The organism is Micromonospora sp. NPDC023814, assembly GCF_040639595.1.
In the GTDB taxonomy this organism is placed as follows: domain Bacteria; phylum Actinomycetota; class Actinomycetes; order Mycobacteriales; family Micromonosporaceae; genus Micromonospora.
The window spans coordinates 1-26,387 of sequence record NZ_JBFAAF010000016.1 but is presented as its reverse complement, the minus strand read 5'-3'; the positions used below and the strand labels follow the sequence as shown (position 1 = coordinate 26,387).

The following is a 26,387-nucleotide window of genomic DNA, read 5'->3' as shown; positions in this document are numbered from 1 at the left end:
GTACCGGCCGGTCGGACCGCATCGTGTTCTGCCTCACGCTCCGCTGTCGGCGGGCTCCCACCGGTGCCCCGGCCGCCCGTTTCGCGCGGGTCACCGGGCGTCGGCGTCGAACTCGCAGAGCACCACGGAAGCGTCGTCGGCCGGCTTGTGCCGGCGCAGCCGGTCCGGGTGGTCACGCTCCGCCGCGCGTACCCGGTCCACCAGCGCGCCCGGGCCGTCGGCGCTCACCACGTCCAGCAGCCCCGCCCAGTCGAGGAGACCGAACTGCTCCACCACCGCCGACGCGCCGTCGCTGAGCAGCGCCGCCCGGCGTACGGCACCCGGCCCGCGCAGCGGCAGCGTCCCGGTCACCGCGTGGAACGCCGCGTCCGGGTCGGCGGCTGCCACCCAGTAGCCGTGGGTCCGGTTCATCCGCTCCCGCTGCACGGCGACCGCCTGCCGGAGCCGGGTGGCCCGGTCGGCCGGGCCGGCCGGCGCCGCCGCCGTGGCCCGCAACTCCGCCATCGCGGCGTCCAGCCGGTCGTCGGTGACCACGCTCACCCGGCCGCCGGCCTCCAGCACCAACGGGCTGTCGCAGAGCACCAGGTAGTCGAGGTGGTCACCGCCGTCGCGCAGCAGGCAGACCGTGCTCGACGGGGTGCCCGGGTGGCCCAGGTCGCACTCGTCGCCGTGGTCGGACCGAACGGCCAGGATCGCCGCCGCCAGGTTGCTCATCAGCGTCGCCGTCGGGCGGATCGCCTCGGCCAGCCCCAGCCGGGCCGCGAGGTGCCGGACGTACCAGGACGGCCCGTGCACGCAGCCGGTGTCGAAGCCCTCCGGCACGGTGGCGCCGTCCAGGACGCCGACCAGCGGCCCGAACCGGAAGACCAGGTCCTCGTTGACCGGCCGGCCGGGTGGCGGCGCGGACGCGGAGCGTACCCGCATCGTCCGCGCCGCCCCGACCACCCGGGTCGCCTCAGCGGCGACGGAGGTCGTCGGCGGCCTCATGTGCCTGCCCCTGCACCTGGTGGGCGGCCGACCGGCCCTGCTCCCGTACGGCCGACGCGCCCCCAACGGCCGTGGAGCCCACCGACTGCGCCGCCCGCTGCGCCGGCCCGCGCATGTTGTCACGCAGGTTGTCGCGCATCTGGTGACCGACCTGGCTCGCCTGCTGGCGCAACTGCCCGGAGTGCTCGGTCACCTTGCCCCTGGCCTGCCCGGCCAACTGCCGTTCGGGCCGGCTGGGCGGAATCAGCGACGAGACCAGCAGCCCGGCGCCGAAGGCGATCAGGCCGGCGGCGAGGGGGTTGCCCTGCGCCTGCTGGCGGGACTGCTGCCCCAGCGAACGGGCGTCGTCCCGCACCGACATGGCCGCGTGCGACATCTGCTCGCGGGACTGCTCCCCGAACGCCCGCGCCGACTCGGTCGCGTGCGACATGCGCTGACCGGCGCCGTGCCCGTCCGACTGCACGCCCATCACCTTCTCCCTGGCCCGGGTGAGCGCGCCACGGGCCTGCCCGACGCGCTCACCGGCGACCCGTCGCGGGTTGACCTTGTCGGCCAGCGCGTCGACGTCGCTGCTCAGTTCGTTCCGGGTGTTCTCGATCTCCCACCGGATCCGGTCCGGATCGTTGGACATGATCTGCTCCCTCCCGGCTGGTTCACCGGCCTCGCACCGCGTTCGGCATCTCCCGTGCGGTCTGTCTCGTCCTGGGCAGCACCGAGCGGAGCTGCGCCATCTTCGTCCGCGCGTTGACGAGCAGGCCACCGGCGATCGCGGCCCAGATGACGGCCACGATCAGCGCGGCCCAGCCCTGGTCCATCACGTTCGACAGTCCCCACCACAACGCGTACGACACGAACAGCACCGTCAGGAAGCCGGCCAGTGCGGCACCGCCGAACATCCCAGCGGCCTTGCCCGCCCGGGTCGCCTCCTCGCGCAACTCGGCCTTGGCCAGTTCGATCTCCTTGCGGACCAGCGTGGAGACGTCCCGGGTCACGTCGCCGAGCAGGTCGCCGACCGACGCCTGGGTCCGCTCCTTCTCCGGGGCGCTCACGGCGCCACCCCGCCCGGGATGTCCGGCCCCGGCCGGCCGGGCGGCGAGGCGTTGCGCACCCGGGCCATCCCGGTGTACGCCTCCTCGCGCGGGTACGCCTCGGTACGCGGGTACGCCTCCTCGGCCGTGTACGGCGCCTCGACCGCCCGCTCGTACGGCTGCGGCCCGCCAGTCCCGGGCTCGGCGCCCGGCGGCGGCGTCGGCGGCTGGCCGGCGCCCCGCGCCCCGTCGCCGGAGGCGGTGAGGTTCCGGGTGAGCCGCCCGACGAGCACCCCGGCCACGGCCGCGCCGGCCAGGAAGGTCCCCGGGTGCCGGCGCGCGTACGACCGCACCTCGTCGACCACCGCCCCGGGCTCGCGTTCGTCGAGCCAGCCGGCCGCCTGCTGGGCGGCGTCCGCCGCGCGGCGGACCATTTGGGCGGCCATCCCGGAGTCCTCGCTCCGCTCCGCCATCGAGCCGAGTTCGCGCCCGATGCCGCGCAGCCCGTCAGCGGCCCGCCGCTGCTGCGCCTGGGCCTGGTCGCGCAACTGCGTACCCGCCTCACCGGTCAGGTTCCGCGCCTGCCGCCGAGCCTCGGAGACGACCTGTCCGCCCTGTTCCGCGGCGGCGTGCGCGATCTGCCCGCCGGCCTGGGCCGCGTTGTGCCCGACCCGGGATGCCTGCTGCCGGGCCTGCTGCCCGGTGCCGGTCGCACCGTCCGGTGGCCGGCTCGGGTTGATTCCCGTCATCGCCCGCTCCCTCCGTCGGCCCCGGGCCGCAGGGTCACGACCCGGAACGTGAACCAGCCGCGGGACGCGGCGAGTTCGTCAGCCGCCTACCCGCGCGGCTCGTCGACATTCCGTCCCGCCGGTCCCGGCAGGACGGGAAACCGGACCGGGACGACCGACCCGGACGGAACCGGCCACGCGGCGGGACGGCGGTCAGCGGCGGCGGTTGCGGGCCCGGGAGGAGCGCAGCCGGCGCAGCCGGCCGACCAGCACCGGCTCGGCGGCCAGCGCGGCCGGGTTGTCCAGCAGCGCGTTCAGCAACTGGTAGTAGCGGGTGGCGGAGAGGCCGAAGGTGTCCCGGATGGCCTGTTCCTTGGCGCCGGCGTGCCGCCACCACTGCTGCTCGAAGGCGAGGATGCCCCGCTCCCGCTCCGTGAGCCCGCCGGACGGCCGGTCGTCCGCCGGGGCGTCGGTCTCGCCGGCCGGCGTCCCGGCCGCACCCGCGCCCGGCCCGGCCGCCGTGCGGGGCTGCGGCACGGCCGGAACCCCGGGGTCGGAGCCCGTCCGGGGCTGGGGGACGAGGGTGCCCGCGTCGCGCGCCTCACCGGCCGCGTCCGCCTGGTCCGCCGTGGACGGCTCGGTGGCGGCCGGGGCGGCGTCGGCGGGCTGCATGGCGCTCCTCATGGGCAGGCCGGCGGCACACCACGACGCCGACCGGGGGGACCCCAGCCTAACCAGGGCCCACCCGGTTCGCATCGGACGACAGTGCCGCAACGTGACCGGGCCGGTTCGCCCCGTGTCCGTCGGCCACCGCACGCCCAGCGGCGGCGTGCCGATCGTCACCAGGTCGATCGGTTGCCCCGTTGGGAGGCGCGGCGGGCAGCCGGGCGACCGCCTGTCACGGCCCGCGCGGCGGTGCGACCGGGCGACCGCCTGTCACGGCCCGCGCGGGGCGGTGCGACCGGGGGCCGGGGAGAGCCGCCGGTCGCACCGCCGGGATCAGGAGATGTCCCGCCGGCGCATCGTCCAGAGCGCCGCGCCGAGGATCACCGTCAACCCGACCGCCAGCAACACCGAGGAGTGCTGCCAGGTGATGTCCAGGGTCTCCGGCTTGCACTCGCCGAAGTAGGTGGCCTGGCAGGCGTTCCAGTCCTCCAGCGTCACCTTCTTCTGCATCCACGCCGCCCCGTACGTGGGCAGCAGCCACGCCTCGGCGAACTGCACCCCGGCCATCTGCAGCAGGATGCCGAGGCCGAACTGCCCGACGACCATCAGGGCGATCGCCCCGCCCAGCGCCATCGCGGTGTGCCGTCCCAGCGAGGCGAGCGCGAAGCCGATCGTCGCGGTGATCAGGGCGAGCACCACCCCGCGCAGCCCGGTGAGGGCGAAGGACTGCCAGGCGCCGGAGGTCATCTTCTCCGTGCTGCCGCGGAAGGTGGCGACCAGCCAGAAGCTGCCGAACCAGAGCGCCGTCGTCGGCACCGCCAGGGCGAGCAGCCCGGTGAGCAGCGCCGCCAGCTTGGTCAGCAGCACGGTCAGCCGCTTCGGCCGCCACAGCAGCAGGTTCATCATGCCGCCGGTGTTCCACTCCGCCCCGACGAAGGAGGCGCCGACCACGAACCCGACCAGCGCCAGGATCGCCGCGAGCGGCAGCAGCGTGAAGCCGAAGTTCTCCCGGAAGTCGAAGGTGGAGGGCAGGAACCACCGCGACTCGACCGCCTCCCGGGGCGGCGGCTGGATCAGCGCGCAGTCATCCGGGAAGCCGCTGGCCTGGCTGTTTCCGGCGGACTTCGCCCGCTCGCACTCGGCGCGGTACTGCTCGTTGCGGACCACGTCCTGCTGCCACTGCTGCTCGGCGGCGCGCTCGGCCTTCGCCAGCGCGGCGGCGTCGATCTTCTCGTTGGTGAGGAAGACCCCGACCACCACGGCCGCGAGCACCAGCAGGCCCAGCAGGCTCATCCAGCGGGTGAAGCGCCGCTTGGCCAGCCGGCGCAGCTCCGTACGGTAGAGGCTCACGCGCCCCACCCTCCTCCGGCGGCGCCGGGCTGCCCCGCCCCGCCGACCTTCGTGGACTGGTCGACCTGCCGGTGCTGGCCGGGTACCGGCGCGGTGGCGGTCAGGTCGAGGAAGACGCTCTCCAGGTCGACGGCGACCGGGGCGAGCTCGCTGACGTAGAGGCCCTGCTCGGCGAGGAGCCGGGTCACGGTGGCCGGCTTGTCGACGCCGGCGAGCATCAGGTGGTCGGGCTGGCCGTCCACCCGGATCCCGGCGCGGGTCAGCGCCTCGGCGGCGACCGGCAGGTCGGTGACCGCCTCCAGCCGCACCCGGACGGCGCCGGACGAGTGCTGGGCGAGCACCTCCTCGACCGGACCGAAGGCCACCCGTCGGCCCAGCGAGATGATGGTGACCGAGTCGCAGATCAGCTGGATCTCGCCGAGGATGTGGCTGGACAGCACCACGGTCATCCCCGACTCGGCGAGGGTACGCATCAGCGTGCGCATCTCCCGGATGCCGCCCGGGTCCAGCCCGTTGGCCGGCTCGTCGAGGATCAGCAGCTTCGGGTTCTTCAGCAGGGCGGAGGCGACGGCGAGCCGCTGCTTCATGCCCAGCGAGTACGTCTTGACCCGCTCGCCGGCGCGGTCGCGCAGCCCGACCAGCTCCAGCACCTCGTCGATCCGCTGCGGCGGCACGTCGCCCGCGCCGGCCAGCAGGGACAGCGTGTCCCGCGCGGAGAAGTGCGGGAAGAACTGCGGGCTCTCCACGATCGCGCCGACCTGGCCCGCGACGGCGGGCAGCGCCTCGGGCACCTCGTGGCCGAGGATGGCCATCCGGCCGCCGTCGGGCCGGATCAGACCGAGCAGCGTACGCAGCGTGGTGGTCTTGCCCGACCCGTTGGGGCCGAGGAAGCCGTGCACCTGCCCCACCTCGACCCGCATGTCGAAGCCGTCGAGCGCGTTGCGGGTACCGCGCCGACGACTCTTGTACGTCTTGCGGAGACCTTCGATCTCCAGGACAGCTGGCAAGCTGCACCTCCCCCGATGGGCGTATGACACGCGACACCATACGCGGTATGCAGCCGAGTGCAGTACCCGGTATGCATCGCCACGCCGATCGGATGAAAGGAAGGGCCCCTTCCTATGCACCAGACGTTAGGAAGGTGCCCTTCCTTTCACGTCAGGCGCAGATGACGGTGACGCCGGCGGCGCGGAACGCCGCGACCACGTCCGGGTTGGCCCCGGAGTCGGTGACCAGCGTCTCCACCCGGTCCACCGGGCAGATCCGGGCGAAGGCGTGACCGCCCAGCTTGGACGAGTCCGCGATGATCACCACCCGCTTGGCCCGGGCCACCATCAGGTTGTTCATCGCCGCCTCACCCTCGTGGTGGGCGGCGGCGCCGAGCTGGGGGTCGATCGCGTCGACGCCGAGCAGGGCGACGTCGAGGGTGACCTCGCGCAGCAGCGCCCCGCCCAGCGGGCCGACCAGCTCGAACGACTTGGGGCGCACCACGCCGCCGGCGACCACGACCTTCATCCGGGAGCGGACGAGCAGCTCGTTCGCGATGTTCAGCGCGTTGGTGACGACGGTGAGCTGGGCGCCCTCGGCGCTGGTGTTCAGGTCGGGCCGCACGGCGAGGGCCCGCGCTACCTCCGTGCTGGTGGTGCCGCCGTTGAGGCCCACCACGGTGCCCGGCGAGACCAGCGCCGCCGCGGCCGCGCCGATCCGCTGCTTCTCGGCCGAGTGCTTGGCGGTCTTGTAGCGCAGCGGCAGGTCGTACGAGACGCCGTTGGCGACCGCGCCACCCCGCGTCCGGGTGATCATCTGCTGCTGGGCGAGCTGGTCGAAGTCACGCCGGATGGTGGCCTGGGAGACGTCCAGCCGCTCGGCGGCCTCCTCGACGCTGACCCGGCCGCTGTCGGTCAGCATTTCGAGCAGGGCGTTCCATCTGGCGTACCGGTCCACCCCAGGCCTCCAGTTACTGCGCGGTCGGTGATTGATTGCGTGCACAGTAGTGCGCGAAACTACGAGGGCGCAAAACCATGTCCTGCTCGATGACGGGGCTGGTTGCCACGGCCAGCCGAGTTCGCGCAGAATAACGCGCGAAAGACGGCTTTAACGAGCCGTATTGCGCACCGCTCCCCTGCGTAGGAGTTCTCATGTCGTACGTCGACGCGGAGATCGCGAGCCAGCCCGACTGCTGGCGGGAGGCGGCGCGGGTCGCCGCCACCGCGGCCGACCACCTCCCGCGCCACGGCGAGCGGGTCGCCGTCGTGGGCTGCGGCACGTCGTGGTTCATGGCGATGGCGTACGCGGCCCGCCGCGAGCAGGCCGGCCAGGGCGAGACGGACGCCTTCCAGGCCTCCGAGTTCCCCGCCGGGCGGCGCTACGACCGGCTCGTCGCGATCACCCGCTCCGGCACCACCACCGAGGTCACCGAGCTGCTCGCCGCGCTGCGCGGGCGGGTGCCGACGACCGTCCTGGTCGGCGACCCCACCTCCCCCGCCGCCTCGCTGGCCGACGCGGCGGTGCCGATGCCGTTCGCCGACGAGCGCTCGGTGGTGCAGACCCGCTTCGCGACCACCGCGCTGGCCCTGCTCCGCGCCCACCTCGGCGACAACATCACCGCGCTCTCCGCCGACGCGGAGGTGGCGGTGCGCGCCCCGCTGCCGATCGAGCCGTCCCGGATCGAGCAGGCCACCTTCCTCGGTCGGGGGTGGACGGTCGGGCTGGCCCAGGAGGCGGCGCTGAAGTGCCGCGAGGCGGCCACCTTCTGGGCCGAGGCGTACCCGGCCATGGACTACCGGCACGGCCCGATCTCGATCGCCGCCCCCGGCCGGCTGGTCTGGGCGTTCGGCGAGCTGCCCGACGGGCTGCCCGAGGACGTGGCGGCGACCGGCGCGGCGTTCGTGCACAGCCGCACCCACGGCTGCCGCACGGTGCTCGGCAGCTGGGCCGCCGGTCGTACGCCGGTCGACCCGATGGCCGACCTGATCCTGGCGCAACGCTTCGCCGTCGCGCTCGCCACCAGCCGGGGCCTCGACCCCGACGCGCCCCGGCACCTGAGCCGGTCCGTGGTTCTGGCATGAGCGCAGGCGACGTCGTCGTCGCGCTGGACGTCGGCGGCACCGGGATGAAGTGCGCCCTGGTCCGGCCGGACGGCGCCGTGCTGCACGCCGAGCGGCACCCCACCGACGCCGGGCGCGGCCCGGACGCCGTGGTCGACACCGTCCTGGCGGTCGCCGAGGGGCTGGCCGGCAAGGCCCGCGCCGACGGGCTCACCCCGGTCGCGCTCGGCGTCGCCGTGCCCGGCGTGATCGACGAGGCGCGCGGGGTCGCGGTCTGGTCCGCGAACGTGGGCTTCCGGGACGTACCGCTGCGGGACCTGGCACGGGCGCGACTCGGACTGCCGACGGCGCTCGGCCACGACGTGCGCGCCGGCGGCCTGGCCGAGGCGCGGCTCGGCGCCGGCCGCGACTCGGCGCACGTCCTCTTCGTCGCTATCGGCACCGGGATCGCCGCGGCGCACGTGGTCGACGGCACGGCCGTCACCGGCGCGCACGGCGCCGCCGGGGAGATCGGCCACATCCAGGTACGCGCCGGCGGGCCGGCCTGCGGCTGCGGCCGTCCCGGCTGCCTGGAGGCGGTGGCGTCGGCGGCCGCTGTCGGCCGGCGCTACACGGCCCTGGCCGGCGTCCCGGCGACCGCCGCCGACGTGGCCGACCGGGCGGCGGCCGGCGAGCCGCTGGCGGCGGACGTCTGGCGGGAGGCCGTCGAGGCGCTCGCCGACGGCCTCGCCACCGGCCAGGCCCTATTCGACGTGGAGACCGTCGTGCTCGGCGGCGGCCTGGCGCAGGCCGGCGCGCTGCTGCTCGAACCGCTGCGGACGGCGCTGCACGAACGGATGACGTTCCACCGGGAGCCGCGCCTGGTCGCGGCGGCCCTCGGCGACGAGGCCGGCTGCCTCGGCGCCGCCCTGCTCGCCCTCGACAGTCTGGAGAAGTGATGGCCACGCGGGTGAACGGCAAGGTGGTGACCCCGACCGGCGTGATCCGGCAGGGCTGCGTGGAGCTGGACGGGGGCCGGATCACGGCGGTGGCCGAGTACCCGTCCGTGCGCGACGGGCACTGGATCGTGCCCGGCTTCGTCGACATGCACACGCACGGCGGCGGCGGGCACACCTTCACCACCGGCGACGCCGAGCAGGCCCGGCAGGCCGCCGACTTCCACCTGCGACACGGCACGACGACCCTGCTGGCCAGCCTGGTCAGCTCGCCGTTCGAGCTGATGCGCGCGGCCACCGCGGCCTTCGCGCCGCTGGTCGCCGAGGGGGTGCTGGCCGGCATCCACTTCGAGGGGCCGTACCTCTCCTCGGCCCGCTGCGGCGCGCAGAACCCCGAGTTCCTCCGCGACCCGTCCACCGACGAGCTGGCAGAGCTGATCGAGCTGGGCGACGGCGCCGTCCGGATGGTCACCCTCGCCCCCGAGCGGGACGGCGCGTTGGAGGCGGTCAAGCTGCTCGTCGCGCACCGGGTGGTCGCCGCGGTCGGCCACACCGACGCCACGTACGACGAGACCCGCGCCGCCGTCGCGGCGGGCGCGAGCGTCGGCACCCACCTGTTCAACGGGATGCGGCCGGTGCACCACCGCGAGCCCGGCCCCGTGGTGGCCCTGCTCGACGCCCCGAACGTGGTCTGCGAGCTGGTCGCCGACGGCATCCACCTGCACGACGGGATGCTGACCTTCGCCACCTCGACGGCGGGCCCGGAGCGGGCCGCCCTGATCACCGACGCCATGGCCGCCGCCGGCATGCCCGACGGCGACTACGAGCTGGGCGGCCAGGCCGTCACGGTGGCGGGCGGGGTGGCCCGGCTGGCCCGCGACGGCGCGATCGCCGGCAGCACCCTGACCATGGACGAGGCGCTGCGGCACGCGGTGGCGGCTGGCATTCCGATCGCGGACGCCGTGCGGATGGCGGCCACCACGCCGGCCCGCGCGATCGGCCTCGGCGACCGGCTGGGCGCCCTCCAGGTCGGGCTCCGGGCCGACCTGGTGGTGCTCGACGACGACCTGAACGTGGTCCGGGTGATGCGCGGCGGCTCCTGGGTGGATTGACCGCCCGGCGCCGGACGGCTCGGTGCCCAGACCGGGTGAGGGTCCCGCGGCCGGCGGCCGGCGGGAAGCGCGATCGGGGCGGGGGCGGTAGGGGCAGGTCGACAGGGACCGCAGAGCGACAGGCCGGGAGAGCACGCCGGCGCAGGGAGCCGGGCACGTTGCCGACCCCGGTGTTGACCAGCATGGCCAGCGCGAGCACCCTGGTCATCTCGGGGGCGCCCACGGACCGCCAGCCCGGACGGCCACGCCCGGTTCCGCCAGCGGTTCAGCCGGCGGTGGGGACCTCGACGCCGAGCACGGCCTGCTCGTCGGGGCGGTGCACGAGCACGTCGGAGAGGTACGAGTGCACGGCCGGGGCCATGCCGACGTCCCGGCCGGCCCGCTCCGAGAGCAGCCACTTGTGCTCGATGATCTGGGCGAAGAGTTCCTGCGGCTCCAGCTTGCGGCGCAGGTGCGCCGGCACCGCCCGGACCACCGGCTCGAAGACCTCGGTCAGCCAGCGGTGCGCGGCCTGCTGCTCGTCGGTGAGGTCGCTCTCGGCCCGGTAGGCGTCCAGGTCGTTGAGCAGCCGCCGGGCCTGGTTCTCCTCGGCGTCCAGGCCGGTCAGGCGGAGCAGCCGCCGGGTGTGGTACCCGGCGTCGACCACCTTCGGCCGGACCAGGTAGCGCCCGTTGTCGATGGTCGACATGGCCACCTCGGCGACGTCGAAGCCCAGCTCGTTGAGGCGGCGGATCCGCCCCTCGATGTCGTGTCGGGCCTCCCGCTCGACCTGCTGCTCGTAGGTGATCTCGTGCCACAGCCGCTCGTAGCGCTGCACGACCTCCTCGCAGACCACCTCGGGGTCGATCGACTCGTGCAGCAGCCCGGCGGCCTGGAGGTCGAGCGCCTCGCCGAAGATGTTGACCCGGGCGATCTCCAGGTCCTCGCCGCGCTGGCCGTTGGAGAGCGAGCGGTGCAGCGCCCCGGTCTCCGCGTCCACCAGGTAGGCGGCGAACGCGCCGGCGTCCCGGCGGAACAGGGTGTTCGACAGCGAGCAGTCGCCCCAGAAGAAGCCGGTGAGGTGCATCCGCACGATCAGGGCCGCCAGCGCGTCGAGCAGCCGCCCCATCGTCTCCGGGCGCAGGGTGTGCGAGAAGAGCGCCCGGTAGGGCAGCGAGAACTGCAGGTGCCGGGTGATCAGCACCGGGTCGAGCGGCTCGCCGTCGTCGGTCTGCCGGTCGGCGACGATCGCCACCGCCTCCACCGAGGGGAAATCGATCCGCTCCAGGGCGCGCAGCAGGTCGTACTCGCGCTCCGCGACCCGCTCGCCGGTCTCCTTGACGGCGTAGACGTAGCCGCCGAGCCGGACGAACCGGACGATGTGCCGGGAGATGCCCTGGGGCAGCGCCACCAGGTGCTGCGCAGGCCACTGCTCCAACGGGGTCGACCAGGGAAGGTCGAGCAGCGCCGGGTCGACGAGGGCCGAGGTGATCCGCACGGCCCCAAGTCTGACGGTCGTCCGGGCCGAGCGCCTCCCTTCGTGGCTCGGCACACAGCCGCCCCGGCCCGTCCAGGTCCGGCGCCGACCGGGGCCGGTAGCGTGGGCGGGGTGCGGGAGACCACGATGGTACGGGGACGGGTGCAGCTCCGGCCGGTCCGTCCGGCTGGCTGGTGGTTCGACGCTCTCCTGCTCGCCGGTTTCGCGGCGCTGACCCTGGCGCTCGCCGAAGGGCTGCTCGACGATCTCGACCTGGCGGTCAGCGAGTGGGCGTTCGCGCACGACCCGGCGCCGCTGTACTGGGCCGCCCGGGTGTTCAACGTGCTCGGGCAGGGCGGCTGGTTGCTGATGCCGGTCTCGGGCGCGCTCGCCCTCGCGGTCGGATGGCGCCGGCACTCCGTCCGGCCGCTGTTGCTGGTGGCAGGCGCATTCGTGCTGACCACCCTGACCATCGGCCCGCTCAAGCTGTGGACCGACCGGGCCGCGCCGAGCGCGACGGTCAAGGATCCGTTCCTGTCGCCGGAGGAGGCGGTGGAGATCTTCAACCGGCTGCCGGCGGGCGCCTACTCGATGTCCTACCCGTCGGGGCACGTCGCCAACGCGATCGTCTGGTACGGAGTGATCGCCGTGCTGCTGACCGCGCTGACCGCCGGGCGGCTGCCCTCGGTCACGTACCGGCTGGTCCGCTTCGCGCCGCCGGCGATCCTGCTGGTCACCACCACCTATCTGAACTTCCACTGGCTCACCGACGGGCTGGCCGCCCTGCTGCTCGGCGTCGTACTCGACCGGGTGCTGCACCGGGTGCCCTGGGACGACCTGCCGTTGCCCGGGGCGCCGCGCGCCTGGGACCGGCCGTTCATCTCGACCCCCTAAGTTGCCCGCTGTGGATCAACTGGCGCGCCGGCTGGGCGTACCCGACGCGGTGGTCATCGGGCTGGGGTCGATGCTCGGCGCGGGCGTCTTCGTGGTCTTCGCGCCCGCCGCGGCGGCGGCCGGCGGGGCGGGCCTGCTGGCGGCGCTGGTGCTGGCCGGCTTCGTCGCCTTCTGCAACGCGACCAGCTCGGCCCGGCTGGCGGCCCGCCACCCCGAGTCCGGCGGCACCTACGTGTACGGCCGGGAACGGCTCGGCCCGTTCGCGGGTTTCGTGGCCGGCTGGGGCTTCGTGGTGGGCAAGACGGCGAGCTGCGCGGCGATGGCGCTGACCATCGGGGCGTACCTGTGGCCGGGGCAGGCCCGGCTCGTCGCCGTCGGCGCGGTGCTGGCGGTGACCGCCGTGAACCTGCGCGGCATCGGCAAGACCGCGACCGCGACGAAGGTGCTGGTCGGCCTGGTGCTGGCGGTACTGGCCCTGGTCGCGGTGGCCGGGGCGGTCGGCGGCGACGTCTCGCTGGCCCGGCTCGGCGACCTCGACACTTCCGGGCGGGGCGTGCTCACCGCCGCCGGGCTGCTCTTCTTCGCCTTCGCCGGGTACGCGCGGGTCGCCACCCTCGGCGAGGAGGTACGCGACCCGGAGCGGACCATCCCCCGGGCGGTGCCGCTGGCGCTGGGCGTGGTGCTGGCGATCTACCTGGTGCTGGCGGTGGTCGCCGTCGGCGTGCTCGGGGCCGATCGGCTGGCCGCGTCCGCCGCGCCCCTGGCCGACGTGGTGACGGCCGCCGGGCTGCCCGGCCTCGCCTGGCTGGTCCGGGCCGGGGCGACCGTGGCGGTGTCCGGGGTGCTGCTCTCCCTGCTCGCCGGGGTCGGGCGCACCGCGCTGGCGATGGCCCGCCGCCGCGACCTGCCCGGGGCCCTCGCCGCCGTCCACCCGGTGCACCGGGTGCCGCACCGCGCCGAACTGGCCGTCGCCGCCGTGGTGGTGCTGGTCGTGGCGCTCGGCTACGTCCGGGACGCCATCGGCTTCTCCAGTTGCACCGTGCTGGTCTACTACGCGATCACCAACGCCGCCGCGCTGACCCTGGGCCGCGACCCGGGGCGGCGGCTCCCGGTGCGGGCGCTCGCCGTGCTGGGGCTGGCCGGCTGCCTGCTGCTCGCCGTCAACCTGCCGCTGTCCAGCGTCCTCGCCGGCTTCGCCGTGCTCGCCGTCGGCGCCGCCTGGTACGCCCTGCGTCCCCGCCGGGCCTGACCCGCCGAGCCCCGGACCGTCGGACCGTCGGACCGTCGGACCGGACGGTCACTCCTCCGGCTGCCGGGGCGCCGGCGCGGCGGGATCCTCCGGCGGGGGCGGCGCCGCCTCGCGCAGCAGGGCGTTCAGGCCGGCCCGGCGGGCCACCACCGTCAGCCGGTCCCCCGCGACGATCACCAGGCGCGGGTCGGGCGCCCAGTCGAGGCGCTGACCGGCCCGGGCGTGCGCGAGCAGGCGTACGCTCTCGGCCCGCCCGACCGCGGCGAGCGGCCGCCCGTCCAGCGACGATCCGGCGGCGACGGAGACCTCGGTGACCAGCAGCGCGTGCCGGCCGACGGGGATGGTGGCGATCACCGCGCGGTCCAGCAGCGCGGCGGCGAACGACGGCGCGGCCAGGTACGACACGCTGCGCGAGACGCCGATGCCGAACGCCTGCTGGACGCGCTCGGCGAAGTGGCCGTCGAAGAGGCGCAGCACCACCTGGAGTTCGGGGTTGACCGCCCGGCCGTTCAGCGCCGCCTGGAGGTTCGTCTCGTCGTCGGTGGAGACCACCACCAGCGCCTGGCAGGTGCCCACGGACGCCGCCTGGAGGGTCTCCTCCAGCGCGGCGTCGCCCACGATCAGCGGGACGCCGAGCCGGCGGGCGAGCGCCGCACCGCGCGGCTCGGGCAGCTTGTCGATCGCCACCACCTCGACGCCGAAGTCGCAGAGCTGGGCCATCACCCGGGTGCCGACGTTGCCCAGCCCGACCACGACCACGTGCCCGGACCGCTCCGGCTGGATCCGGCCGGAGTGCAACGCCAGCCGGGCGTTGACGATCCCGTCCACCACCACGGCGGTGATCAGCGGGATCAGCGCCAGCCCGGCGAGGTTGAGCACCACCTGCATGACCTGCTGGGCGACCGGCTTGTTCGGATCCGGGTCCTGCCCGCTCAGCGTCGTCACGAGCGTGAGGTAGAGCGAGTCGCCCCAGTTGGCGTTCGTGGCGCTGCCGTTGAGCCAGCCGAGCACCCCGATCACCGCCAGCAGCGTGATCACCGCGATGCCGATCTTGCGGGTGGCGAAGCTGCGCACCGCGCGGAGCAGCACGGTCACCGGGCGGCGACGCCGCCGGGCCCGCACCAGCCGGCGCGCGGCCACCTCGGTGCCGGGCGGTGCCCCGGTCGCCTCGGCGAGCACCACGTCCGCGGCGGACTCCTCGGCGGGCAGCACCCGGACCTGCTGCGGGTCGTGGGTGTCGGCCACCCCGCAGACCACGTCGCCCGGGCGTACGTCGTCGCGGCGGGCCACGTAGAGGGTGCGCCCGCCGTGCCGGAAGTGGGTCGGGGCGACCTCGCCGAGCGCGGCGGCCACGAAGGCGGGGGCGGCCATCGACGCGTCGGAGAGCACCGCGGAGTCGGGGAAGATCTGCCGCACCCCGTTGGCGAGCCCGGTGTTGAACATTCGCACCACCAGCCGCAGCCGGGGCTCGACCTCCTGGGCGCAGAGCGCGGCGTGCATGTTGCCGACGTCGTCCTGGTGCAGCAGGGCCAGCCCGTCGGCGCCGGCCAGCCCGGCCCGCTGGAAGGTGACCTCGTCCAGCCGGTCGGCCCGGACCACCTCGACGCCCTGGAGGTCCCGCCCGTCCGGCTCGTCGGAGCGCGGTCGTTCCGGCACCACCAGGGTGATCCGGACGCGGCCCGTCGCCTGCAACTCGGTGGCGAGCAGCGCGCGCACCACCCAGTAGGCGAGGGCGTCCCGCCCGCAGACCACGTAGTGCGCCCGCGCGTCCCCGTTGGCCCGGAGCCGACGCCCCGCCCGCCGCGCACGATCCAGCAGGGGCTCCGCCATGCGCCGCATCGTAGTCAGCCGGTCGCGCCCCGCGCAGCCCCGCGATCATGAGCGCTGGTCGTCGGGCATGTCCCGCCGCGTCGGGCAGATTCCGCGGCCCCCCGGCGGGTAGACCAGCGGCATGCAGACGTTCCTGCCGTACCCGGACTTCCTGGCCAGCGCCCGGACGCTGGACCAGAGGCGGCTGGGCAAGCAGCGGGTGGAGACCATCCAGGTGCTGCGCGGGCTGACCCGCCCCACGTACGGCTGGCGCAACCACCCGGCGGTGAAGATGTGGGCCGGGTACGAGGAGGCCCTCACCCGGTACGGACTGGACGTGTGCGCGGTCTGGTGCGAGCCCGGCCGGGCCGACACCTGCGCGACCACGATGACCACCGACCTCGCCGCCGCCTGCGGGCTGACCCGCGTCCGCACCCAGGTGGAGCTGGCCGAGGCCGGCGAGCTGCCGCCCTGGCTGGGCCGCGACGACCTGCACCTGAGCCACCGCTCGTCGCTGCTGCGCAAGGACCCCGGGCACTACGGCCCGATCTTCGGCGATGACGTCCCGCCCGACCTGGAGTACGTCTGGCCGGCCTCCGACCGCGAACGGCGCTGCCTCCCGCCGCAGTGAAAGGAAGGGCACCTTGTTAACGCCTGGCGTTGTACAAGGGGCCCTTCCTAACGCCTGAGGGCGGGCAGACTGGAAGCCCACCCCGGCGGGAAGGTGCACATGGCGCTGTCGCAGGTGGTCGGTCGGCTCCTCGGCGTACGCCAGCACGAGGTGGACCCGGGCGGCGGTGGCGCCCCCCGCGTGCCGCGCCCGGTCGAGGTGGTGGTGGTCGGCGGCGGGATCGCCGGCATGTCGGCGGCGGTGGTGCTGGCCGAGCGCGGCGTGGCGGTGACCGTGCTGGAGGCCGCACCGACCCTCGGCGGCCGGCTCGGGGCCTGGCGGGAGACGCTGGCCGACGGCACGCGACAGACGAACGAGCACGGCTTCCACGCGTTCTTCCGGCAGTACTACAACTGGCGGTCGATCCTGCGCCGCGCCGACCCGGGGCTCGGCTTCCTCCGGCCGGTCCCCGGCTACCCGATCCTGAGCGCCCGCTGGCCGACCGAGGAGTTCGGCCGGTTGCCGCCCGCGCCTCCGGCGAACCTGCTGGCCCTGCTGCTGCGCAGCCCGAGCCTGCGCCTGGGCGACCTGCGCGGCATGGACCGGGACGCGGCGCTGCCGCTGCTCACCTACGACCCGGTGCGCACCTACGCCGAGTTCGACGACACCACCGCCGACGAGCTGCTCACCTCGCTGCGGCTGCCGGACCGGGCCCGCGCGATGCTCTTCGAGGTCTTCTCCCACTCGTTCTTCAACCACGAGGCGGAGATGTCGGCGGCGGAGATGATCGCGCAGTTCCACTTCTACCTGCTGGGCAACCCCGAGGGGCTGGCCTTCGACTGCCCCGACGAGGACTACGCGACGGCGATCTGGGAGCCGCTGGCCCGGCACGTGGAGAGGCACGGCGGCCGGGTGCGCACCGGGACCCCCGCCACCGCGCTGACCCGCGACGGCGCCGGGTGGCGGGTGGCCACCGCCGACGGCACGTCGTACGCCGCCCGGCACGTGGTGCTCGCCGTCGACCCGCCCGCCCTGGCCGCGCTGGTCGCCGCCTCGCCCGGCCTGGTCGACCACGCGCCCGCGCTGGTGGAGCGGTTGCCCGCGTTCGGCCGGCCCGGTCCGCCGTACGCGGTCGCGCGCTACTGGTGCGACGGGGACGTGGCCGCCGACCGGGCGGTGTTCAGCGGGGTGTCCCGGCAGCCGACCCTGGACTCGGTGACCCTCTACCACCGGCTGGAGGACGAGCCCCGCCGCTGGGCCGCCCGCACCGGCGGCTCCGTGCTGGAGCTGCACGCGTACGCCTGCGAGCCGGGCGTGCCCGCGACGGAGCTGGCCGAGCGGATGCGGGCCGAGCTGACCGCGCTCTGGCCGGAGGCGGCCGGGCTGCGGGTCCGGGAGGTGCGCGCCCGGGTGGCGGCGCAGGCGCCGGCGTTCACCCCGGGCAGCCACGCCCGGCGGCCGGGGGTGCGCACCGACGCCGACGGGCTCTACCTGGCCGGCGACGGCATCCGGACCGACTTCCCGAGCGCGCTGATGGAACGCGCGGCGGCGACGGGAATCGTCGCGGCCAACCACGTCCTGCGGGCCGAGGGCGGCGCGGCCGAGCCGGTCCGTTCGATCCGGCCCCGGGGCCTGCTCGCCCGGAGACGGTGACGACCACCGGGTGACGGCCACCGCGACGGCGACGGCCACGGGTGGTGGGCGGCGGGTGGCGGGTGGCGGGCACCGGGTGGCGGTGGCGAGGGTGATGAAAAGGGCAAAAAGGTCGACTGGCTCGCCTAGGCTGATCGCCTGGGGTGAGCCGGGAGGTCAGCGGGATGTCGCCGCGCGGGGACGACGGCCCGCTCGTCGCCGACGTACCGCGGGACGACGCGTACCCGCTGATCCGGGACGAGCGGGCCTGCATCGTGACCGCCCTGCGGCTCGGGTGGTGGATGGCGGACGCGTACCACCACGCCCAGACCGCCGAGCTGCTCGACGCCGGAGACGACCGGCCGGCGGGCGCGCCGGCGAAGCTGTCCAACCTGACCGAGATGTCGGGGCGGCGGCGCATGCAGATGTACCTGGACGGGGTGGAGGTGGCGCTCGGCCAGATCGCCGAACTGACCCGGCGCGACGCCCCCGCGCCGTCCACGGCCGGGGCGAGGGACCGGGTGACGGGCGGAGCCGGGGAGGACCTGCTGCTCGCCCTCGACGACCTGAACGTGGACGTGCTGCGCTGGACGATGGCCACCAACCACCGGGTCGGCCTGGCGTACCGGCTGGGACGCTCGCTGGCCGACACGGCGCGGCACGGTGACGCCGACCAGGTGGCGGGGCGCTTCGGCGGCCGGCAGATCCAGCTCAGCCGCTGGCTGGACGAGCTGGCCACCGTGCTGCCGCCGTACTCGGCCGCCGTGGTCCGCCGGTCACTGTCGGCGTGGGCGTCGGCGGTCACCCGGGCGGGCGTCGGCGACCCGACCGAGGCGGGGCTGCCGGACCTGGCCCGCGAGCTGCGCAACCAGGGCGACCTGTGGCGGGGCGTGCTCACCGGCGGCCTGCACCCGAGGGACCTGCTGGACGAGGAGGACTACGCGGTCGTCGCCCGGAACCTGATCATCCGGGACCGGCGGCTGGTGGTGCAGGCCGCCCGGGGGATCTTCTGGCCGGTGCTCGTACCGCTGCTCGCGGTGCTGTTCGCCGTGGTGGGGGTGAGCGCGCTCGCGGCGGCCGGCTCGCCGGCGACCCGGGCCGCCGTGGCCCTGCTCGGGCTGGGCGCGGGGACGGCCGCGATCTGGCGCACGGTCTCCGGGCCGGCGCTCGCGGTCGCCGGAGAGGTCAACCGGCCGCTGCTGGAGAGCGAGCTGACGGTGCGGATGGCGCTACGGATCGACCGGCCGCTGGCCGCCGCGCGGGCCGCCGGCCGGGCCCGCCGGCAGCGCCGCCCCGACGAGACGGCCGCTCGATCGAAATCCGTTGCCCGTCTCTCGCCCGCCGACCTACCGTGATCCCGCAAGGTCAACCACCGCCGCGGGAGCCGTCCATGTCGATGTCGCACGTCACCTGTGTGCCGTCGCGGCTGCCCGGCCCGGCGTCATCGGCGAGTGGCGGCGGTTGCCGAGCCGAAGGCCCCGAGGGTGGCCGGCCCGGCTGACGCGTGCCCGCACGCCGTCGAGCCGCCCGTCCACACCCCGGACCGGGCGGCTCTTTCGCTGTCCGGCCCGTCCAGATCGTCACCGCCACGAAGGGAGACACCGGTGGACGCCGTCCTCGTCGTCAACGCCGACCTCGGCCCGCTGCACCGGGTCACCGTCCAGCACGCGATCCGGATGCTCTGCCGCCGGGTCGCCGAGATCCACGAGGCCGAACCGGACCGGGTGATCGGGGTCTTCCCGGTCCCCCGGGTGGTCCGCCTCGTCCGCTACGTGGTGACCCGCTGGCGGTTCAGCGCCGGGCCGGCGTGGTCGCGGGCCGGGGTGCTGCGCCGGGACGGGCGGTGCTGCGCGTACTGCGGCGGATCGGCCGGCACCATCGACCACATCCTGCCCCGCTCGCGCGGCGGCCGGAACACGTGGCGGAACACGACCGCCGCCTGCTACGACTGCAACCAGCGCAAGGGCGACCGGACGCCGGCCGAGGCGGGTATGCCGCTGCGGCGCGAGCCGGCGACCCCGAGCTGGGCGGCGCTGGCCGGGCGGTGACGGACCGGCCGGCGGGAACGGGGGGCCGCGTCGGGGGTACGACCCCTGGCGCGGCGCCCGCCGGCCCCTCCCCGGGGCGCAGCCCCGCCGCCCCGGCTACCGAGGCTCCCTGGTCCGAGGCTCCCTGACGCGGGACTCCTTGGCCCGGGACTCCCTGACGCGGGACTCCCTGACGCGGGACTTCTTGGCCCGGGACTCCTTGACGCGGGGCACCGGGCGGCCGTCGGCGCAGCGCACGGTGATCACACTGCGGCGGTCGGCGGCGACCAGCTCGACCCGCACCTCCCGCGCCGGGCCCGGCGCGTACTCCTCGACGTGGTGGCCGGCGGCCGGGGTCACGTCGACCACCTCGGCCAGCTTTCGGTCGCAGCGGACCGTCACCACCCCGCCGCGCGAGTTCACGTCCACCCCGGACGGCCGGCCAGGCGTGGGAGACGGCTCGGCGCCGCCGGTCGGCGCCGGGGCGGTCGGGCTGGCTCCAGTGGGCGCGACCGGTCCGGGACTGGACCGCCCGGCGGTCGCCGACCCGGCCGGCGGACCCGCGTCGGGGGCACCCGGCCGCTTCGGCGCGTCGGCGGTGACCGGCAGGGCGACCCCGGTGGAGCCCAGCGTGCCGGTGCCGATGCCGGTGCGGGGCTCGTCGGGCGGGCCGGACCGCTGGACGGAGGGGTCGCCGAGCGTCCCGGCCACCACCACGCCGACCACCACCGCGCCCACCGCCACCAGCGCCCACGAGCTCCGCCTCGACCGCCAGCCCCGGCGCCCCGGGCGGACGCCGCCCCCGGCGGCGGGCGCGGTCCCGGCCGGCGCCGCCTCCGAATGCGGCATCCGGGCGAGCGCCCCGGCGAGGACGCGGGCCGCCTCGACGGCCGACGGCCGGTCGCCCGGGTCCTTGGCCAGGCACCGCCGGTACAGCCGGCCGACCTCGGGGGGCACGCCGTCGACCTCCGGCAGCGGGCCCGGCTCGGCGTACGCGTGGGCGCGCAGCATCCCGGTCGGCGTCTCGCTGTGCCACGGCAGCCGGCCGGCGAGCGCCTGGTGCACGAGCAGGCCGAGCGCGTAGACGTCGGAGGCGGGCAGTACCTCGCCGGCGGCGAGCCGCTCGGGGGCCAGGTAGGCCGGGGTGCCGAGCAGCCGTCCCTCGAAGTCGATCTCGGGCGTGCCGGCGACGGCGGCGATCCCGAAGTCGACCACCTTCGCCCCCGTCGGGGTCAGCACGACGTTCTCGGGCTTGACGTCGCGGTGCACCAGCCCCTCGGCGTGGGCGGCGCCGAGACCGGCGGCGACCTCCGCGCAGACCCGCAGGGCGTCCCGGGGCGGCAGCGGCCCGGCGGCGAGCCGCTGCGCGAGCGTACGGCCGGAGAGCAGTTCCATGACCACGAAGGGCGCGTACCGGTCGAAGAGGAGGGACTCCCCGTAGTCGTGGACGGCGGTGACGTTCGGGTGCGAGAGCCTGGCCGCCGCCTTCGCCTCGGCCTGGATCCGCCGCCGGGCCGACGGGTCCGCCGCCACGAGCACCTTCACCGCGACGTCGCGTTCCAGCACCTCGTCGTGCGCCCGGTAGACCTCGGACATGCCGCCCCTGCCGAGACGCCCGCCCAGCCGGTAGCGGCCTGCGAGCAACTGATCACGCTGCACAGCGGACAGCCTGCCCCACCGCACCGCCCGGCACCACCCATGCGCGGACCGTGTCCGGCACGCGGCCCGGTCGGGCCGGTCAGTGCCGGACCGGCGGTGTCCAGCCGAAGCGGGGCGGGCGACGCTCGTGGACGGCCGCGACGCCCTCGCGGGCCTCGCCGCTGGCCCGCACCTGACCGTGCCACCAGGCGACCCGGTCCTCGTCCGCCCGACCGTCGATGATCTCCTTGGCGGCCGCCACGGTGAGCTGCGACCGGGCGACCACGGCGGCGGTGACCTCGTCCACCCGGGCGGCGAGCCGGTCGACGGGCAGCACCTCGTCGACCAGCCCGATCCGCAGCGCGCGGTCGGCGTCGATCAGCTCGGCGGTGAAGAGCAGGTGCTTGGCCGCGGCCGGCCCGACCAGCCGGGCCAGCCGGCGGGTGGTTGGCGCCGGATACACCAGGCCCAGCCGCGCCGGCGGCACGCCGAACCGCGCGTCGGTGGCGGCGATCCGCAGGTCGCAGGCGACCGCGAGCTGGCAGCCGCCGCCCACGCAGGCGCCCTGGACGGCGGCGACGGTCGGCTTGGCGAAGGCGGCCAGCCGTTGCTCGGCGGCCACCACCGTGTCGAGGTCGCCGTCGTCGAGCAGGTCGTCCAGTTCGGCCAGGTCCGCGCCCGCGCAGAAGGTGCCCTCGGCGCCGGTGAGCACCAGGACCCGGACGGCCGGGTCGGCCTCCAGTTCGTCGAGCAGCCCCGGCAGCCGCCGCCACATCCCGGCCGTCATCGCGTTGCGCCGCGCCGGGTTGTGGATCACCACCGTCGCCACCGCCCCGGTCACCTCGACGAGGAGTTCCGCGTCCGCCACCGTCACCACCCCTTCGCCTGTGCCGCCGGCTCGCCGCGACGCCGGCCGCCCTGGTCGACGGCGCCGGTGCGGCGACCATAACGGCGGCAGCCCGGCGACCATCCGCGCGGGGTGGCAGGTCAGTACCTGTGGTCCGCCGGCAGGCCGGTGGCGCGCAGCTCCGGTGGCAGGTGGGCGACGTCGTTGACGGCGAGCAGGGTCGGCGGTCCGCCCGACCGGTAGCGGATCACCGTCAACCCGCCGTTGTGCGCGTTGAACCCCAGCCAGCGCCGCTCCGGCGCGTCCAGTGCGTGCCGGACGAACCAGGCGATCAGAAACGTGTGCGTGACGACCATGTCCCGCCGGTCGCCGTCCGCCGGTGCGGTGGCGAACCGCCGCACGGCCGCCGCCGTCAGCCGCGGCCCGTCGGCCCGCTCGGCCGGGGAGAAGCCGGCCAGCAGTCGGGCGTACGCGGGCGGCAGGCCGGCCGGGTCGGTGTCGTGCGGCAGGTGGTCGCCGACCTCCTCGGCGGCGTACACCGGGATCCCGGGCAGCGCCGCCGCGACCAGGCCGGCGGTCTCGGCGGCGCGCCGCAGCGGGCCGTGGTGGACGGCGTCGAGCGGCACGCCGCGCAGCCGCTCACCGAGCAACGTCGCCTGCCGCCGGCCCCGGTCGGACAGGCCGCTCCCCGGCGGGTCGACGCCCGGCGTGGCCCCCACCGGGCGGTGCTGCTCGCCGTGCCGGGCCAGGTAGAGCAGGCGGGTCCCCACGTCGTCTCCTCAGTGCGATCGGTGGGCGTGCTGCCGCAGCGCGCCCACCGATCGTGCCGGCCCGTCGCCAGTCAGCCCCGGGGGAACATCTGGCCGATGCGGATCTTGTTGCCGAACGGGTCGCGGATGCCGAAGTCGATCCCGTACGGGCGTTCCATCGGCTCGTCGGTGATGTCGACTCCCTTGGCGACCAGGTCCTCGTACGTCTTGTGCGCGTCGTCGGTGGTCATGAAGAGGAAGCCGCCCAGCGCCCCCTTGGTGAGCAGCTCCCGGACCTGCTCGGCGGTGGCCGGGTCCAGCGCCGGCGGGCCCGGCTTCTCCAGCAGGATCTCGCGCTCCGGGTCGCCGGGCAGGTTCACCGTCAGCCAGCGCATGAAGCCGAGGTCCTGATCGGTGTTGACCTCCATGCCGAGCTTGCCGACGTAGAAGTCGAGGGCCTCGTCCTGGTCGAGGACGTAGATCTGGGAGCGGCTGATCGCGTTCATCGTCATGCCGGAAACGCTACGGGGTGGCCCTGACCTGCTGCTTATCCAAAACTGCTGGGTCGGGTCCACGCCTTGGTGAAGCAGCTCGGCACGACCGCGGCGACCGGGGCCCTGCGCCTGCGGTACTCCGACGGCGGTTCCCCGACGATCTGCCGGAACGTGCGGCTGAACGTGCCCAGGCTGGAGAAGCCGACCGCGTAGCAGATGTCGGTGACGTCCCGGTCGGAGTGCAAAAGCAGGTACATCGCCCGCTCCACCCGCCGCCGCTGGAGGTAGCGGTGCGGGGTCTCGCCGAAGGTGGCCCGGAAGGTGCGGATGAAGTGCGCCTCGGAGACGTACGCGATGCGGGCCAGCGCCGGGATGTCCAGCGGCTGGTCGTACGCGCGGTCCATGGCGTCCCGGGCGCGCAGCATGGCCCGGTTCGACTCCTCCGCCGCCCTGCTCACCGGCCCAGCATAGGCGCTGGTCACCGGGTGGCCCGACCCTGCCGGCCCGGCGGACGGCGCCCGCGGCGGGCACGGCATCGACGGACGTGGAGCAGATTCGGGGGCGCCGGCGCGGCGGGAACCACGGTACGGGGACAGCCCGCCGCCTGAGCGCGCCCGTACGACGGGACGGCGGGAGCGACGGTGTCGGCGTACGATCCGCTCTCCCATCTCCCACCGGACGACGAGGGCGGCCATGACGACCAGGGACGGGCGCGACGAGCGCACCCGACGGACCACCCTCGCGGCGGCGACGGCCGTCATCGCACTGGCGCTCGTCGGCGGTCTCGCCCTCCGACACCGGGCCACCGACGAGGCAGCACCCGGGCCCACGGCCGAGGCGACAGCGTCGCCCGACGGGTCGTCCCGGGTGCCGTGGTCGGCGGCGGTGGTCGGCCGCGACGACACCACGGTCACCGTCCACGTCGGCCCCGGCGACGCACGGTGCAGGGACCTCGTGCAGCCGCGGGCGACGATCACCGCGCGGGACGACGCCCAGGTGGTCGTCGCGGTCGAGGCCCGAATCGTGCCCGCCGCCGACTGCACCACCAGCGGCGCCCGGGTCCCCCTCGTCGTGTCCCTGGCGGAGCCGCTCGGCGACCGGGTGCTCCGCGACGCGGCCGGCACGCTGCCGCCGCCGACCTACTTCGAGCGCCATGTGCCGGACCTGCCCGCCGACAAGCGGTGGAGCCCCTTCTCGACCGGATGCGACGAGGGCTGGTGCCAGGGCTACAACGGCCCGGGCGGTGCGACGCTGCTCGTGACCGCGCGCCGCACCGCCGACGTGGCACGCCCTGCGCCTGTGGCGACCGTCCGCGTCGGCCCGCACCGGGGTGTCGTCACCGGCGCCCCGGAACGCTCGTGGACGGTGTGGTGGGAGGCCGGGGACGCGACCTACAGCCTGCGGCTGGCCCCCGCCGAGGATGCCTCCTTCACCCTCGCCCAGTTCGAGCGGGAACTCGCCAGGCTGAGGTGGAGCTGACGACCCCTCGCCGCAGGGCGCCCGGCGACGCGGGGTGGGCGACCGGTCGGAGTCGCACCCTCCCCGGCGGGCACAGCTCGCGTCCTCGCCGGGCGCGGGACGGCCGATGGAATCGGAGCCCCCCGGCCGGAAGCGAACCGGCGACATCTCGCTTACAAGCTCTGTGCACCACGTCCGCGTTCGTTCGGGAACGATCGCATGCTCGAACTGGCGTCTCTCGCTGGGCTTGCCTGCGCGTCGCCGTCTTGGCCGGTTGCTGTCGGCGTTACTGTCGAGCCGCCGCGAACGCATTCGGCAACCCGCCTGAAGCGATCAAAAGTAGCGTCACCACATGGCCATGGAGAGCAGGGCGGGTGAGCAGCCGGGGACGTACAAGCAGTCCCAGCGGGCCGGCTTCGTGGAGCTGCTGTTCGACGTGGTTTTCGTGTTCGCGTTCACCCGACTCTCCGATCGGCTGGTCTCTGACCTCAGCTTGCGAAGTGGCTACGCCACATTCGTACTGACGCTGGCGCTGTGGTGGGTGTGGTACCGGCTGGTATGGGCGACCAACAGGTACGACTCGACCCGGCCAGCGATCCAGATACTGGTCATCGGCACCACGCTCGGCAGCCTGCTGATGGCCATCGCAGTGCCCGGGGCCTACGGCGACAGTGGTTTCCTCTTCGCGGGGGTCTACGTCACGATCCAGATCATCCGTCCGCTCTGGATCATTCTGATCGGCACAAACAAAGAGATACGCCTGGTCAGCGTCCGGAACCTCTTCTGGGCCCTCATCTCAGCGGTCCCGTGGATCGCCGGCGCCTTCACACAGACCGGAGCGCGACTGGCCTGGTGGAGCGTGGCCGTCGCCCTGGACTACATCGCGGGCGTCCTCGACTACCCCACGCCGCGACTCGGCCGGGCCGGGTTCCGAGCCCATCCGATTCAGGAAGACCATCTCACAGAGCGCTACCGGCAGCTCCTCATCATCGCGTTGGGCGAGGCGATTCTGATCTCCGGCATCCAGATAAGCCCGTACGGCCTCGAGCGGGACCGAGCCGCGGCGCTGCTGGTGTCGTTCGCCACCACGGTTCTGCTGTGGCAGATCTACTTCTACCGGGCCGGCGAGTTGCTGGCCGTCGCGATCGCATCGGCACCGTCTCCGGCATACGTCGGCAGACTCGCGTCATACGCGCACCTCATCATGATCACCGGCGTCGGCCTCACCGCCGTCGGCGACGAACTGATCATCTCGCACCCGCTCGGTCACACCGAGCGGCCCTGGGTCCTGGTGATCCTCGGCGGTCCTGCGGTGTTCCTGTTCGGGCGGGCCCTGCTCGACTACGTGACCTTCAGCCACGTCTCCTGGTCCCGACCGATCGGACTGCTAACGCTTGCCGCACTGGCACCCGTGACGCTCCTGCTCCCCCCGGTCCTGGTCGCCGTCGCGGCCACCGCCGTACTCACCGGAGTCGCCATCTCCAACGTGATCTCATGGCGGCTGTTCCCGCGGGTACCCAAGCCAGCAGCACCCGGCCACAAGTTCTCCTACCGACCATGAGCTGATCTACCTCTGAGTGAGCGTCCGGGAACACTGGTCACCAGTTGCCGGTACGGGCGAGTCGGCGTGACATTGTCATGATCATGGCGATGTGGATCATGGCTTCGTGG

26 protein-coding genes are annotated in these 26,387 nt (G+C 74.8%); 11 read left to right on the top strand and 15 right to left on the bottom strand.

Annotated elements, in window-relative coordinates:
• Positions 1-90: 90 nt before the first annotated feature.
• The 8 genes from AB0G14_RS11480 to AB0G14_RS11445 all read right to left on the bottom strand — a co-directional run bounded on the left by AB0G14_RS11480 (position 91) and on the right by AB0G14_RS11445 (position 6,703).
• The gene (locus AB0G14_RS11480; protein WP_357696218.1) at positions 91-987 is read right to left on the bottom strand and encodes a hypothetical protein; all 897 of its coding nucleotides are present in this window, start codon (positions 985-987) and stop codon (positions 91-93) included.
• A complete protein-coding gene (locus AB0G14_RS11475; RefSeq protein WP_357696216.1) occupies positions 956-1,618 on the bottom strand; it encodes a DUF3618 domain-containing protein in 663 nt (220 codons plus the stop codon). Before AB0G14_RS11475 ends, AB0G14_RS11480 begins: the two co-directional genes overlap by 32 nt.
• 22 nt (positions 1,619-1,640) lie before the next feature.
• The gene (locus AB0G14_RS11470) at positions 1,641-2,036 is read right to left on the bottom strand and encodes a phage holin family protein (protein ID WP_357696214.1); all 396 of its coding nucleotides are present in this window, start codon (positions 2,034-2,036) and stop codon (positions 1,641-1,643) included.
• Positions 2,033-2,764 carry a hypothetical protein gene (locus AB0G14_RS11465; RefSeq protein ID WP_357696212.1) on the bottom strand — a complete coding sequence of 244 codons (732 nt, stop codon included), beginning with the start codon at positions 2,762-2,764 and terminating at the stop codon, positions 2,033-2,035. The genes AB0G14_RS11470 and AB0G14_RS11465 overlap by 4 nt, the downstream gene beginning before the upstream one ends.
• Positions 2,765-2,956: 192 nt before the next feature.
• On the bottom strand, positions 2,957-3,415 hold the full coding sequence (locus AB0G14_RS11460) for a DUF3263 domain-containing protein (protein WP_357696210.1): 459 nt from the start codon (positions 3,413-3,415) through the stop codon (positions 2,957-2,959).
• A gap of 327 nt (positions 3,416-3,742) precedes the next feature.
• The gene (locus tag AB0G14_RS11455; RefSeq protein WP_357696208.1) at positions 3,743-4,759 is read right to left on the bottom strand and encodes an ABC transporter permease subunit; all 1,017 of its coding nucleotides are present in this window, start codon (positions 4,757-4,759) and stop codon (positions 3,743-3,745) included.
• Complete coding sequence (locus AB0G14_RS11450) at positions 4,756-5,766, bottom strand: ATP-binding cassette domain-containing protein (protein ID WP_357696206.1); 1,011 nt, start codon at positions 5,764-5,766, stop codon at positions 4,756-4,758. The genes AB0G14_RS11455 and AB0G14_RS11450 overlap by 4 nt, the downstream gene beginning before the upstream one ends.
• A 151-nt stretch (positions 5,767-5,917) precedes the next feature.
• Positions 5,918-6,703, bottom strand: coding sequence for a DeoR/GlpR family DNA-binding transcription regulator (locus AB0G14_RS11445; RefSeq protein ID WP_357696204.1), 786 nt, complete (start codon positions 6,701-6,703; stop codon positions 5,918-5,920).
• 194 nt (positions 6,704-6,897) lie between these two features.
• Here AB0G14_RS11445 and AB0G14_RS11440 point away from each other — a divergent pair, with 194 nt between their 5' ends.
• The 3 genes from AB0G14_RS11440 to nagA are packed head-to-tail and all read left to right on the top strand — an operon-like array spanning position 6,898 to position 9,853.
• A complete protein-coding gene (locus AB0G14_RS11440) occupies positions 6,898-7,827 on the top strand; it encodes an SIS domain-containing protein (RefSeq protein ID WP_357696202.1) in 930 nt (309 codons plus the stop codon).
• Positions 7,824-8,744 carry an ROK family protein gene (locus AB0G14_RS11435; RefSeq protein ID WP_357696200.1) on the top strand — a complete coding sequence of 307 codons (921 nt, stop codon included), beginning with the start codon at positions 7,824-7,826 and terminating at the stop codon, positions 8,742-8,744. The genes AB0G14_RS11440 and AB0G14_RS11435 overlap by 4 nt, the downstream gene beginning before the upstream one ends.
• Complete coding sequence (gene nagA / locus AB0G14_RS11430) at positions 8,744-9,853, top strand: N-acetylglucosamine-6-phosphate deacetylase (protein WP_357696198.1); 1,110 nt, start codon at positions 8,744-8,746, stop codon at positions 9,851-9,853. The genes AB0G14_RS11435 and nagA overlap by 1 nt, the downstream gene beginning before the upstream one ends.
• A 265-nt stretch (positions 9,854-10,118) precedes the next feature.
• Here the strand turns inward: nagA and AB0G14_RS11425 are convergent, their stop codons facing one another.
• Positions 10,119-11,330, bottom strand: coding sequence for a DUF4032 domain-containing protein (locus tag AB0G14_RS11425; RefSeq protein WP_357696196.1), 1,212 nt, complete (start codon positions 11,328-11,330; stop codon positions 10,119-10,121).
• A gap of 111 nt (positions 11,331-11,441) precedes the next feature.
• Here AB0G14_RS11425 and AB0G14_RS11420 point away from each other — a divergent pair, with 111 nt between their 5' ends.
• Complete coding sequence (locus AB0G14_RS11420; RefSeq protein WP_357696194.1) at positions 11,442-12,203, top strand: phosphatase PAP2 family protein; 762 nt, start codon at positions 11,442-11,444, stop codon at positions 12,201-12,203.
• Positions 12,204-12,213: 10 nt separating this feature from the next.
• Positions 12,214-13,452, top strand: a complete 1,239-nt coding sequence (locus AB0G14_RS11415; RefSeq protein ID WP_357696192.1) for an APC family permease — start codon at positions 12,214-12,216, stop codon at positions 13,450-13,452.
• A 48-nt stretch (positions 13,453-13,500) separates the two neighbouring features.
• Here AB0G14_RS11415 and AB0G14_RS11410 read toward each other — a convergent pair whose 3' ends face one another.
• Positions 13,501-15,291 (bottom strand): NAD-binding protein, encoded by a 1,791-nt coding sequence (locus tag AB0G14_RS11410; RefSeq protein ID WP_357696190.1) that lies wholly within the window; start codon positions 15,289-15,291, stop codon positions 13,501-13,503.
• Positions 15,292-15,403: 112 nt separating this feature from the next.
• Between AB0G14_RS11410 and AB0G14_RS11405 the strand changes: the two genes are divergently transcribed.
• From AB0G14_RS11405 to AB0G14_RS11390, 4 genes are all read left to right on the top strand, one after another.
• Positions 15,404-15,892 carry an MSMEG_6728 family protein gene (locus tag AB0G14_RS11405; RefSeq protein WP_357696188.1) on the top strand — a complete coding sequence of 163 codons (489 nt, stop codon included), beginning with the start codon at positions 15,404-15,406 and terminating at the stop codon, positions 15,890-15,892.
• 99 nt (positions 15,893-15,991) lie between these two features.
• Positions 15,992-17,524, top strand: coding sequence for an FAD-dependent oxidoreductase (locus AB0G14_RS11400; protein ID WP_357696186.1), 1,533 nt, complete (start codon positions 15,992-15,994; stop codon positions 17,522-17,524).
• Positions 17,525-17,688: 164 nt separating this feature from the next.
• Positions 17,689-18,858, top strand: coding sequence for a hypothetical protein (locus AB0G14_RS11395; protein ID WP_357696184.1), 1,170 nt, complete (start codon positions 17,689-17,691; stop codon positions 18,856-18,858).
• 249 nt (positions 18,859-19,107) lie between these two features.
• Complete coding sequence (locus AB0G14_RS11390) at positions 19,108-19,551, top strand: HNH endonuclease (RefSeq protein ID WP_350706799.1); 444 nt, start codon at positions 19,108-19,110, stop codon at positions 19,549-19,551.
• A 96-nt stretch (positions 19,552-19,647) separates the two neighbouring features.
• Here AB0G14_RS11390 and AB0G14_RS11385 read toward each other — a convergent pair whose 3' ends face one another.
• The 5 genes from AB0G14_RS11385 to AB0G14_RS11365 form a co-directional block, all read right to left on the bottom strand.
• Positions 19,648-21,189, bottom strand: a complete 1,542-nt coding sequence (locus AB0G14_RS11385) for a protein kinase (protein WP_357696182.1) — start codon at positions 21,187-21,189, stop codon at positions 19,648-19,650.
• A 79-nt stretch (positions 21,190-21,268) separates the two neighbouring features.
• On the bottom strand, positions 21,269-22,042 hold the full coding sequence (locus AB0G14_RS11380) for an enoyl-CoA hydratase/isomerase family protein (protein WP_357696180.1): 774 nt from the start codon (positions 22,040-22,042) through the stop codon (positions 21,269-21,271).
• 113 nt (positions 22,043-22,155) lie between these two features.
• A complete protein-coding gene (locus AB0G14_RS11375) occupies positions 22,156-22,785 on the bottom strand; it encodes a histidine phosphatase family protein (protein ID WP_357696178.1) in 630 nt (209 codons plus the stop codon).
• A gap of 71 nt (positions 22,786-22,856) precedes the next feature.
• Positions 22,857-23,276: a VOC family protein gene (locus tag AB0G14_RS11370; protein WP_357696176.1), complete on the bottom strand. Its 420-nt coding sequence runs from the start codon at positions 23,274-23,276 to the stop codon at positions 22,857-22,859.
• A 35-nt stretch (positions 23,277-23,311) separates the two neighbouring features.
• Positions 23,312-23,716: an AraC family transcriptional regulator gene (locus tag AB0G14_RS11365; protein WP_350706794.1), complete on the bottom strand. Its 405-nt coding sequence runs from the start codon at positions 23,714-23,716 to the stop codon at positions 23,312-23,314.
• A gap of 235 nt (positions 23,717-23,951) precedes the next feature.
• Here AB0G14_RS11365 and AB0G14_RS11360 point away from each other — a divergent pair, with 235 nt between their 5' ends.
• Positions 23,952-24,737 carry a hypothetical protein gene (locus AB0G14_RS11360; RefSeq protein WP_357696173.1) on the top strand — a complete coding sequence of 262 codons (786 nt, stop codon included), beginning with the start codon at positions 23,952-23,954 and terminating at the stop codon, positions 24,735-24,737.
• Positions 24,738-25,068: 331 nt separating this feature from the next.
• Positions 25,069-26,277 (top strand): low temperature requirement protein A, encoded by a 1,209-nt coding sequence (locus AB0G14_RS11355; RefSeq protein ID WP_357696171.1) that lies wholly within the window; start codon positions 25,069-25,071, stop codon positions 26,275-26,277.
• The last annotated feature ends 110 nt before the right edge of the window (positions 26,278-26,387 follow it).